12 protein-coding genes are annotated in these 9,633 nt (G+C 68.8%); all 12 read right to left on the reverse strand.

Features of this window, described 5'->3' with window-relative positions; translation table 11 throughout:
• Positions 1–1,018: hypothetical protein (locus BGN97_RS02330; RefSeq protein WP_292697681.1), on the reverse strand; the 1,018-nt coding region annotated here is incomplete at its 3' end.
• Positions 1,015–1,374 carry a hypothetical protein gene (locus tag BGN97_RS02335; RefSeq protein WP_292697683.1) on the reverse strand — a complete coding sequence of 120 codons (360 nt, stop codon included), beginning with the start codon at positions 1,372–1,374 and terminating at the stop codon, positions 1,015–1,017. The genes BGN97_RS02330 and BGN97_RS02335, both read right to left, overlap by 4 nt.
• Complete coding sequence (locus tag BGN97_RS02340; RefSeq protein WP_292697685.1) at positions 1,371–2,555, reverse strand: hypothetical protein; 1,185 nt, start codon at positions 2,553–2,555, stop codon at positions 1,371–1,373. The genes BGN97_RS02335 and BGN97_RS02340 overlap by 4 nt, the downstream gene beginning before the upstream one ends.
• On the reverse strand, positions 2,555–3,061 hold the full coding sequence (locus tag BGN97_RS02345; RefSeq protein ID WP_292697687.1) for a hypothetical protein: 507 nt from the start codon (positions 3,059–3,061) through the stop codon (positions 2,555–2,557). The genes BGN97_RS02340 and BGN97_RS02345 overlap by 1 nt, the downstream gene beginning before the upstream one ends.
• A 7-nt stretch (positions 3,062–3,068) precedes the next feature.
• The gene (locus tag BGN97_RS02350; RefSeq protein WP_292697689.1) at positions 3,069–3,470 is read right to left on the reverse strand and encodes a hypothetical protein; all 402 of its coding nucleotides are present in this window, start codon (positions 3,468–3,470) and stop codon (positions 3,069–3,071) included.
• Complete coding sequence (locus tag BGN97_RS02355; protein ID WP_292697691.1) at positions 3,467–3,883, reverse strand: hypothetical protein; 417 nt, start codon at positions 3,881–3,883, stop codon at positions 3,467–3,469. The genes BGN97_RS02350 and BGN97_RS02355 overlap by 4 nt, the downstream gene beginning before the upstream one ends.
• Positions 3,884–3,885: 2 nt before the next feature.
• The gene (locus BGN97_RS02360) at positions 3,886–4,227 is read right to left on the reverse strand and encodes a hypothetical protein (RefSeq protein WP_292697693.1); all 342 of its coding nucleotides are present in this window, start codon (positions 4,225–4,227) and stop codon (positions 3,886–3,888) included.
• A gap of 69 nt (positions 4,228–4,296) precedes the next feature.
• Positions 4,297–4,458, reverse strand: a complete 162-nt coding sequence (locus BGN97_RS02365; RefSeq protein WP_292697695.1) for a hypothetical protein — start codon at positions 4,456–4,458, stop codon at positions 4,297–4,299.
• 14 nt (positions 4,459–4,472) lie between these two features.
• The gene (locus tag BGN97_RS02370; protein WP_292697697.1) at positions 4,473–6,344 is read right to left on the reverse strand and encodes a head maturation protease, ClpP-related; all 1,872 of its coding nucleotides are present in this window, start codon (positions 6,342–6,344) and stop codon (positions 4,473–4,475) included.
• Positions 6,341–7,486, reverse strand: a complete 1,146-nt coding sequence (locus BGN97_RS02375; RefSeq protein ID WP_292697699.1) for a phage portal protein — start codon at positions 7,484–7,486, stop codon at positions 6,341–6,343. The genes BGN97_RS02370 and BGN97_RS02375 overlap by 4 nt, the downstream gene beginning before the upstream one ends.
• A gap of 245 nt (positions 7,487–7,731) precedes the next feature.
• A complete protein-coding gene (locus BGN97_RS02380; RefSeq protein WP_292697701.1) occupies positions 7,732–9,186 on the reverse strand; it encodes a terminase large subunit in 1,455 nt (484 codons plus the stop codon).
• Positions 9,165–9,485, reverse strand: a complete 321-nt coding sequence (locus tag BGN97_RS02385; protein WP_292697703.1) for a hypothetical protein — start codon at positions 9,483–9,485, stop codon at positions 9,165–9,167. Before BGN97_RS02385 ends, BGN97_RS02380 begins: the two co-directional genes overlap by 22 nt.
• Positions 9,486–9,633: the final 148 nt, after the last annotated feature.

The following is a 9,633-nucleotide window of genomic DNA, read 5'->3' on the forward strand; positions in this document are numbered from 1 at the left end:
GCAGCGGTGTGCGGATGCTCGCCGAGGCCGCCACAGCGGCGGCGTACGAGTACTCGTACTCGGCGGTGGCAGCGCTCGAACCGCTGAATGGTGGGACAACCTCACTCCCACTGATCAGCAGCGGCGCATCACACCGCACTGACTGCGCGGCGGCAGGAGCGTTGAATCCGAGGTACAGTTGCGCGCGCACGGCACCCGCTGGCGCGGTCATCGTGTGCGTCACCTCTTTCCACGCAGCCGACAGCATCACAGGCGCCCCGGTCACGTCGCTGATGACGCCGCCAACGTTGTTGAAGAACCGCACCATCACGAACCCATTGCCCGCCGCGTCGCCGACACTCATGAACGCCCGCGCCGTGACCGGTTCGCCCGACGTGACAGACAGTTGCCCATCCAAGTTCAGATAGCTCAACCCCGCCGTAACGGACCGCCAGAACACGTAGGCGGAACCGAGGATTGGGGGCATGCTGCTCGCGGTCGCGACCGAGTTCGCATTGGTGCCGGCATTGAACCCGGATGTCGTATCCGCCAGAGCATTATGGATCGCGTTCGTGACCGCCCATCGTGCGGTCACATCAGCGTCCAGGGTGCCCGGTTCCAGGTGCGCACCGATCGTGCCGAGCACGTAATCGCACACGCCACGCAGTGACGCCTCGTGCGCACGCGCGCCCGCATCATCAGCCAACGGTGCGACATCACCCAGGACAGCCTCATCCGACGCGAGTCGCACGCTCACGGTCCCGGCCGCACGATCCGGCGTCACCTCACGCACACCCAGATCAAACAACCTGAACCGCGCAGTCAAGTCCTCATCCTGACGCACCGCATACAAGCTCACACGCGCACCATCACGCGGGTCCAACTCATCCAGCAGACCCACGTCCGCAACGGCAAACGTCAACTCCCCCGCCACATGCGGGATCGCGGACGCATCCAACGTCACCGACCCACCAACCACACTCACAGGAGTCCACGCAGGCGTCACAACCGCCCCGTACGAATGCGTCGAGACGGTCACGGCGCGACCTCCTGGAACGGCACCTCGAGCACCCAGCGCCGGCCTTCCTGCTGCGCGGTCCGGATGCCGCCGGCGGGCACGTAGGCGGCTGGCACCCAAGCCAGGGTGCTGACCGTCGTGAACACCGCGGCGGCGCGGTGGAACTTGCGCGCTACCTCGGCGGATGCCGCGTCGGGGAACAGCAGCCTGAGCGTGCCGCTGCGCGGCGCTGCGGGGCGTAGCGTGACGTCGGGCGTCTCGCGGCCGAGGATCTCGTGGACGATGGTCCGCGGCTCGTCGGTGCTGTCCCATCCGTTGAGCACGAGCTCGGGGATGATCGATGCCGCGTCGGTGCTCCGGGTGATCGTGGTGCTCATCGGTCCCATCCCCCGCCGTCCGGGGTCGTCACGACGCGACCCTTGATCTTGATCGTCGTGTTGCGCATCTCCCTCAGGAACGCGTCGTAGGCAGCGCGATCGATGTCGGTGCGGGCGGTGATATTCACGTTCTTGTCGCGGATGCCGTAGATCTTGTCCTCGAGCGCCTGGGTGTCCTTGGTGGCCTGCCCGGTCTCGGCGTCGATGTAGATGGTGGTGCCGTCGGGCAGCGTGGTCACGGTGTCGCCGAACTCGTCGACGACGGTCGTGGCTCCTTCGGTGTTCTTCGCTGTGAGGTACAGCGACCTCGACAGCGCGTCGGCCTGCGCGGCGCCGGCTGCCATCTCTCCGGTCAGCTGGTCGAATGCGCGCTGGCCGTCGGCGGTGCGGGTGGCGAGGTCCGTCATCGACTCCTCGGTCCAGTCGTACTGCAGTCCGACCTCGCTCATCTCGTCGGCAACCTTCTGGGACGATGCGACGAGGTTGTCGTTGACGGTGTTCAGCGCCCAGGCCTGGCCGGCCATCGCGGCGATCGCCGTTGAGACGTCCACTCCCCAGTTCTTGGCGTTGTCCGATGCTTCCTTGAATCGCTCGGGGTCGGTGGCGATGTCGTTCTGCCGTGCGACGCTGATGGCCGCGGTGAGCACGCGGCTGCCGGCCTCGACGTAGGCGTCCGCCCATTCTGCGGCGCGCTCGCGCGAGGCCTGCTCGGCATCGCTCATCTGCTCGAACCCGCCGACGGCGAGTCCGATGCCGGCTGCTGCGGCGAGGCCGGCTACTGCGCCGGCGGGGCCGAATCCGGCGAACGCGTTCGCCGCGATCTCCTGGAACGCGTCGACGATGCTCTCGGCACTGCCGTCGAACGATGCGGCGGCCTCGCGTGCGGTGCTGTTCGCCTCGTCCCTGAACTCCTCGACGCCCTCGCTGGCGTCGTCCATGCCGCGCTTGACGTCGCGGCCGGCGTCCTTTCCAGAGTCGCCGAGGTCTTTGGCGCGGCGGGCGGCGTCGCGGAAGTTGTCCTCGAGCTTCTCGACGGATCGCTCGGCGTCGCGGCCGCCCTTCTTGGCGGCATCCGCCATGTCGTCGAGGCTGTCGGCGACGTCGTCGAGCGCGTCGTCGACGTCGTCGGTGCCCTTCAAGAATCCGCGGACGTTGGCGAGGAAGTCGATCTTGATGGGCATCAGGCCACAACCTCGACTGCGGGAATCTGCGTGAGCTCGTCGACGACGGTGTGCACCCACAGTGCGACGATCTTGGTGCCGACCTCGCTGGCGGCGTCGAATGCGACCATGCCGTCCTGCTGCCTTCCGTGGAACTGTCGGTTGATGGTGAGTGGCCGCTTGTAGCTGCGGCCGGCGCGTGAGCGCTGCGTGACCTCGATGCGCTTGGTCCGTGCTCCGAACTCAGCGCCGGCCCACTCGAACGCGGGCACGAGCCCGCCGGAGAGCGGCCGACGCCTGGTCGCGGCGTGGACGGTGACGCCTCGGTCGGATGCCGTGGCGCGGGCGCCCGCGACGATGATGCGCCTGGTCATCTCGTCGCGGGCTCGCGCGTTCAGGGCCTGCTGCCAGAGCGGCCGGATGCGTGAGCGGGCTTCCTTGTTGATGCCAGTGCGGATCTGCCGCTGCGCGCCGCGCAGAGCGAGGATCGTGGCTTGCAGCTCACGCGAGTTCCGGACGTCCAGCATGGTCGGCCTACGGCACGTTGGTCGCGGTGACGGCCTCGCTGCACGGCAGCTGAACGGTGACCTCGGGGATACCGCCGGCTCGGTTGGTGATGACGGGCGGCTTGATCGTCGAGAGCGTCGTCTTCAGCGCGAACGTGCCGTCGTAGTGCGGCGCCCAGGTGAGCTCCATCGGCGTGCCGGCGGGCGCGTCGTGGAACAGCCGCCACAGCGAGGTGGGGTCTTCGGTGTCCATCGCCATGACGATGGTGAGCTGCGGGTCGCCGGGGGTGACGTCGGCGATGGTGTTGTCGTCGCCGCCCTTCCACACGGTGCCCGTGTAGCCGGGGTTGTACTCGATCGAGCTCGTCTCGCCCTGGTACTGGTCAGTGCCGATCGTCGCCTTCCAGCGCTTGGTGGCCTTCGCGGTCATGGTGTCTCCTCAGGTGTGAGCGCGCCGGCGGCGCGGATGGTGAAGTCGTAGGCCGGCTTCTGCGGGTCGTACTGGTTGCGGTTCGCGGTGCCGTCCCACCACTGGTCGGGCAGCTGCTCGAGGATGCGGATCATCCGCTCGGCTGCCGCCTCGAGGTCGTCCTCGACCTGCTCGCGATCGCTGCCGAGGGTGGCGTCGACGATCACCCAGACGTTGAGGGTGACGGTGACGGGGATGCCGTGCTCGTCGTCGGGGCTCGTGTCGCCCGATGCGATGGTGTCCTGTTCGATGACGATCGCGACGGGCTTGGCGGGGTTGTCGAGCGGGCTTAGCTGCGTGGGGTAGGCGATGATGTCCCACGTGTCGGGGGCGGATGCGGCGATCAGGTCCCGCAGGTCGTGTCGGGCGCCCATGGTCAGCCGATCAGGGTGCCGATGTGGCCGAGGTCGCGGGCGGGGTCGTCGGGGTCGGGAGCAGGGATGATGAGCATCGACAGGATCTTGTAGTCGAGCGGGGTGACGTTGACGCGGTTGGTGTCGCTGCCGAGCTCACCCGCCGCGGATGCCTGGGAGGCCTGCTTGTTCGCAAGGGCCTGGTAGACGACGCCCTGCGCGAAGCTCTCGCTCGGCGAGGCCGCGGTGTCGAGGGCGAGTCCCTTGATGCGCAGGCACTGCTCCTGAGCGGCGGCGAGCTGCTTGTCGCTGACGCTGATGCCGAGGTCGCTCTTCGCGGTGGTGGCGCTGTACCAGGCGGTCATGATGTCCTTCTCGGTCGGTGGTGGTGCGCGGGCCGGGCCGGGGCCGGCCAGCCCGGCCCGCGCTGCTGATCAGTCCTCGTCGCCGGTCTGGGGGTCCGGGTCGGTCTCGTCGACCAGCTGGTCGCTGTAGGCCTTGCGCTTCGCGTCGAGGGCCTTCAGCTGGGCGCGGAGCGCCTTCTTCTGCTCGTCGATCTGGTCGAGCTTGACCTTGATGTAGGCGTTGTTGCTCATGTCTGCTGCGCTCCTTACGGGACGGGGGTGATGGTGGCCTTGACGATCGCGCGGGCGTCGTAGATGAACGTGCCGCCGTAGGCGAAGAACCCGATGTCGGCGCCGCCGTGCGCGACGTCCTGCGCCTCGACCTGGATCGTCGGGGACTCGAACACGTCGGCCGCGTTGCGGTCGAGGGCGAGGAATCCCTGCGCCGCGAGCTGGAAGTCGACGTCGACGTCGAACACGTTCGACAGCGAGGTCTTGCCGTCGAGCTCGACGAACCCGGTTGCGTTCGCGATCCACGCGGGCAGGTCGGCGACCTTGAGCGCGGCGAACTGGGTGAACGCGGTCTCGCCCATCCAGAACTGGGTGGGGCTCGCGCCGATCTTCTTGAGCTGCAGGAACGCGAGCGTGAGGGCGTCGATCAGCGTCGCCGGGGTCGGGTTGCTGAGGGCGGTTGCGCCTGCGACGAGGTCGGTGGCGACCGCGGCGTCGGACTTGCGGCCGTAGCCTTCCTTCAGCAGGCGGAACAGCGAGGCGATCAGGTCGGCGCTGCCGAGGTCGGTGTAGATGCGGTCGACCTTGTTGCCGAACGCCCAGCGGCTCGGGGTCTCCTCGACCTTCGCCGTCGCCCAGGCTCCGGTGGGGACCTCGACGAGGCCGCCTGCGTATGCGGCGGGCTCGGGCGTCGGGAGCGTCCACTTCCAGCCCTCGATCTTCGGGGCGGTCAGCGGCTTGGGTCCACCCAGCGCGTCGACGTGCGGACGCCCTTCGGGGGTCGCCTGCCAGACCTCGCCGATGCGGCTGGTCTGCAGGAAGCCTTCGCCTGCGTCATCGGCGGCGACGACGTTGGTCAGCGCGTTGTTCACGCTGCGGATCATCTCGTTGAGCGACCCGCCGTGCTGCAGTACGTCGGCCGCGTCGCGGGCGATGTTCATCAGCGAGCGGGGGCGGTCGGTGACCTGCGCGCCGGCCTGCGGGACGGTGGTGGGGCCGGCTGCGTACTCGGCGCTGACGGGCTCGCCGGGGATGCCGGCGGACGGTGCGACCGGCTGCGCCGCGGCGGCCGGCGCTGCGGGGGCTGCGGGCGCGGCCATGGCGTCGAGGATGCGGATGCCGTCGTCGTGCTGGGCCTGGGTGATGGTGCCGGCGGCCAGTGCGGCTGCGAGCTGCTCACGGTTCATGCGGGGTTCCTTTCGGGTGGCAGCCATGGCGGCTACGGGGATGGGTGCCGGGGCCGCGGCGCGGCCGGCGTGGGCGTAGATGGGCTGGTCGAAGCGGGCGGCGATGTCGAGCTCGTCGTCCTCGGTCTCGGGGGTGGCGGCGTCGGTGCGGTCCGCGAGTCCGGCTGCGACGGCCTCGGATGCCGAGTACCAGGTCTCGGCCTTCATGACGGCGCGCCACTCGGCGGCGGTGCCGCCGGCCTTCTCGGCGTACATGCCGGCGATGTTGTCGCTGATGCGGTCGAGGTCGTCGGCGACGGTGCGGAGCTCGTCGGCGTTGCCGAGGGCGATGGTCCACGCGTCGTGGATCATGAGCTCGCTGTTCTCGCCCATGATGACCTCGTCGCCGGCGGCTGCGATGAAGCTGGCGGCAGATGCTGCGAGCCCGTCGACGTGGACGACGACGGTGGCGGAGTGCTGGCGGAGGGCGTTGCGGATCGCGATGCCGTCGTACACATCGCCGCCGGGGCTGTTGATGTAGACGTGGAGCTCGGCGACGTCGAGGTCGCGGATCTCGCGGACGACGTCGGCGGCGACGATGTCGCCCCAGAACCCGCCGACCACGCCGTACAGGTGCAGGGATGCGGTGGCGTCGCCCTGCTCGAGGTTCCATCGTGCGGGGTGCTGGGCGTTCGCCTCGATCAGGCGCAGGCGGGAGCGGAGTTCCTCGAACGCGTTCATGCGGGGGTCTCCTCGAGCTGCTTCATCTTCTGGCCTTCCTGGGCTTCGATCCATGCCTGGTCGATGAACCCGCCGTCGATGCCGACCTTGTATGTCTCGAACCGGGTTTTGAGGTCGGGGCGGGTGAGTACTTCGGTGTCGAACTCGGTCGACCAGCCGATCGGCGTGCAGTCGTTCATCGACAGGCGGGATGCGATCGCGGTGGTGTAGGTCGCGAGGTACAGGTCGATGAGCTCCCAGGCGCGCGAGGCGCGGTTCTGGTAGTTCAGCGTCGAGCCCTCGAGCGCGACGTCGGCCGCCCATGCGGGGATGCCGATCTGTCGGGCGAGCTTGATGTCCATTCGGTTCTGCGCGTCCAGCAGCAGCTGCTCTTTGTCGAGACCGAGGGTCTTGGCGTTGATGGTCTTGTCGGTGTACGCGGCGCCGTACTTGGCGCGGGCGGCCTGCCACGACTGCAGCAGCTGCTGGATCTGGGTCGCCTCGAGCGGCTTGTTGCCGTCGTAGTGCAGTTCGACGGACGGGACCGGGTTCTCCTCGGCGAGGCTGGCGGCGCGATCGAGGATCACGGCGCGGCGCAGAAGCTTGAGGCCGTCGTGCAGGAGGCCGCCGTCGGGTGCGTCGAACTGGATCACGTCGCGGGCCTCGACCGGCTTGCCCCAGGCCTTGATGACCTTGCCGTCGTCGTCGAACTCGGCATCCTTGCGATCGAGCAGCTTGACGCCGCCGCGCGCCGGCCATCCGTACGCGTCGCGGCGCTGCACGATCCACCAGGTGCGCGGGTAGAAGTACAGGGCGTCGGCGGTCCAGATCAGCGTCTGCGCGAGCGGGCGGTCTTCCTCGGGCTGCTGCAGGTACGACATCTGCATCGGGGCGAGCGCGCCGGACTTGCGGTTCACGAGCGTCATGCGGCCGAGGTTGGTGGCGAGCACCCGCCGGCCCTTCGCGACGACGTCGAGGCCGAGCGCGGTGCGCCGGCTGATCTGGATGCCGGATGCGTCGGACCAGCCGAACAGCGTCTGCAGGTCGACCGGGATCAGGTGGCTGCTATCGGCCCAGTCTTCGGGGCTCTTGATCGCGAGCGACATGGCCGGCGCGATCGCGCTGAGCGCGCGGCTCAGGATGCTGGGCTTCGACTGGTTCACGCTTGATACCGTCAGCCGGAGTCCTGACACCCGAAAGCGTCGACACGGCGTGTCGTGCGCGAGAGGCGCGCTTATCGCGGGTGTTGCGGGCCTGGTCGAGCTCGGGATGCAGGTTCTGCTCGTGGCGTGCGCCGACGCGCCAGCCCTCGTCGCGGGTGTCGGCGAATCCGCGGTACCACGGGCACTGGCTGCACAGGACGACGGTGCTGATCTGGGTTGAGTCGAGAGAGATCATCGGGGTTTCCTCAGTAGCTCGTGGTTGGGGTCCAGGACGGGGCGTCGCGGTGGTCGTAGAGCCAGAGCGCGACGGCGGATGCGACGGGGGCGGCGACGGGGCCGGCGGCGTCGGCGCGGCTGAATCGGGTGACTTCGCCGGTGCGTTTCATGACCAGGTGTGCGACGCCGTTCGCGAGCGTGCGGGAGCCGTCCTGGCGCATGTTCTGCTCGTCGCGGGCTGCGGTCAGCCAGGTCTCGCACGCGACGCCGAAGTCCTTCATGCCGAGGGTGGTGATGGCGTCGTCGCCGAGGCGCAGGCGGAGCCTGTCGTTCAGCCGGCGCGTGGGGCCTCCGTCATCCGCGCCGAACGCGGCTGGCTGCCGCTCGTAGATGTTGACGAGCAGGTCTTCCATCCAGCGCGTGCCGGGTGCCGCGTGCACGACGCGGGTGCAGGGCGTATCGTCGTCGTCGCGCCAAGTCGCGAGGATCGCGCCCATCTCGTTGTCGTGCGCGACTTCCCATGAGATCGCGACATCTGCCCAGCGTGCCGTGAGCTCGGGGTCGGCGAGGTCGTCCCAGTCCGGGATGAGCACCTCGCGGGACTCGGTCCAGCGGTTGCAGTACGCGCGGAGCCAGGTCGAGTGGTCGACCTGCTCCTCGGGCGGCGCGCTGCCGTCGACGAGCGCGAACAGGTCGTCGACGTCCTGGGTGTAACCGATCGCGGGGTGGAAGGCGGCGAACGCCTCACGGTCGTAGGGGTCGGCGTCGTCGGGCAGGCTGGCCTCGAAGTACGCGAACTTGGGGTCGCTGCCGGGCTGCTCGACGCTGCGCCGGCCACGCTCGACCTGCCGTTTCATGAACGTGGACTCGGCGGTGCCGGCCGTCGACAGATACCAGATCTGGCGCTTGCCGTAGAGCGTGCGCTGCGCCGGCTCGATGCCGTCCGTGATGAGTCCCTTGGACTGGACGTCGTCGAGGGTCCAGATCTCGTCGATGCCGACGAGGACCGGGGTCTTGCCGTGGATCTTCTCGGGCTTCGGCGGGAATGCCCAGATCTCGGACCCGCGGGGCGTGACCATACCGGTCTGCGCGGCGCTGCGCTTGCCGTCGAAGAACCGGCTGAGCGGGCTCGCCTCGACGCGCGAGATCAGGGTCTTGAGCAGCGTGCGCGCGTCGTCGCCGGTCTGCGCGGTGAAGTACACCTTGCAGCCGGGAAACTCGACGGCGCGCTGCAGCTCGACCGGGCCGAACAGCGTGGTCTTCCCGGACTGGCGCGGCACGGTCACGAATACTTTCTCGTAGACGTAGTTGCCGCGCTCGTCGAGCTCGGTGGCAACGTCCCAGACGTGCTGCTGCCACGGCATCGGCTCCCAGCCGAGGGCGCGCGCGAGGTCGGCGATCTTCGCGCCGCGCGACGGGCGCGACGGGTCGCGAGGCGTCGCGTAGGTGAAGCCGGACCATGTCACTGCTGCGCCGCCAGCCATGCCTCGAACGTGGCGTAGTCGGCGTCGCCCTGACGCTTGGCCGCCTCGAGCAGCGTGCGCATCTGCTCGTGGGCTTCCTGCAGCGCGCCGTTGCGAGCGTAGGCCTTGGTCATCGGGTTGTCGGCGATCTGAGCGAGGGCCATGATGCTGGCGCAGATGCCGGCGTGCTCGTCGCCGATGACGCCGTCGGAGCGCAGTCGCATGATCGACTTCTCGTACGCTGCCGAGACGACCGATTCGACCGTCGGCGGCTCCATGCCTGGGAGGTAGTCGGCGAGGCCGGCGTCGTTCTCGGTCATCTCGGCTCCTTTCGTGCGGTTCGGGTTTTTCTGGGGCTGATCGGGAAAGAAAAGACGGGGCTGCGCGTGGGTGTCCAGCGTCTGCGGCTCTTAAAGAACCGGGCGTCCTTCGGCGGCTCGTCGTGCCGCGTCGAACTGAACGGCGACG

This window comes from Microbacterium sp. 69-10 (assembly GCF_001897945.1).
In the GTDB taxonomy this organism is placed as follows: domain Bacteria; phylum Actinomycetota; class Actinomycetes; order Actinomycetales; family Microbacteriaceae; genus Microbacterium.

Coding starts and splice junctions, on each gene's coding strand:
- BGN97_RS02345 (WP_292697687.1), bottom strand. CDS start 3,061: ATGCTGGACGTCCGGAACTCGCGTGAGCTGCAAGCCACGATCCTCGCT.
- BGN97_RS02380 (WP_292697701.1), bottom strand. CDS start 9,186: ATGGCTGGCGGCGCAGCAGTGACATGGTCCGGCTTCACCTACGCGACG.
- BGN97_RS02340 (WP_292697685.1), bottom strand. CDS start 2,555: ATGCCCATCAAGATCGACTTCCTCGCCAACGTCCGCGGATTCTTGAAG.
- BGN97_RS02350 (WP_292697689.1), bottom strand. CDS start 3,470: ATGACCGCGAAGGCCACCAAGCGCTGGAAGGCGACGATCGGCACTGAC.
- BGN97_RS02360 (WP_292697693.1), bottom strand. CDS start 4,227: ATGACCGCCTGGTACAGCGCCACCACCGCGAAGAGCGACCTCGGCATC.
- BGN97_RS02335 (WP_292697683.1), bottom strand. CDS start 1,374: ATGAGCACCACGATCACCCGGAGCACCGACGCGGCATCGATCATCCCC.
- BGN97_RS02370 (WP_292697697.1), bottom strand. CDS start 6,344: ATGAACGCGTTCGAGGAACTCCGCTCCCGCCTGCGCCTGATCGAGGCG.
- BGN97_RS02365 (WP_292697695.1), bottom strand. CDS start 4,458: ATGAGCAACAACGCCTACATCAAGGTCAAGCTCGACCAGATCGACGAG.
- BGN97_RS02385 (WP_292697703.1), bottom strand. CDS start 9,485: ATGACCGAGAACGACGCCGGCCTCGCCGACTACCTCCCAGGCATGGAG.
- BGN97_RS02355 (WP_292697691.1), bottom strand. CDS start 3,883: ATGGGCGCCCGACACGACCTGCGGGACCTGATCGCCGCATCCGCCCCC.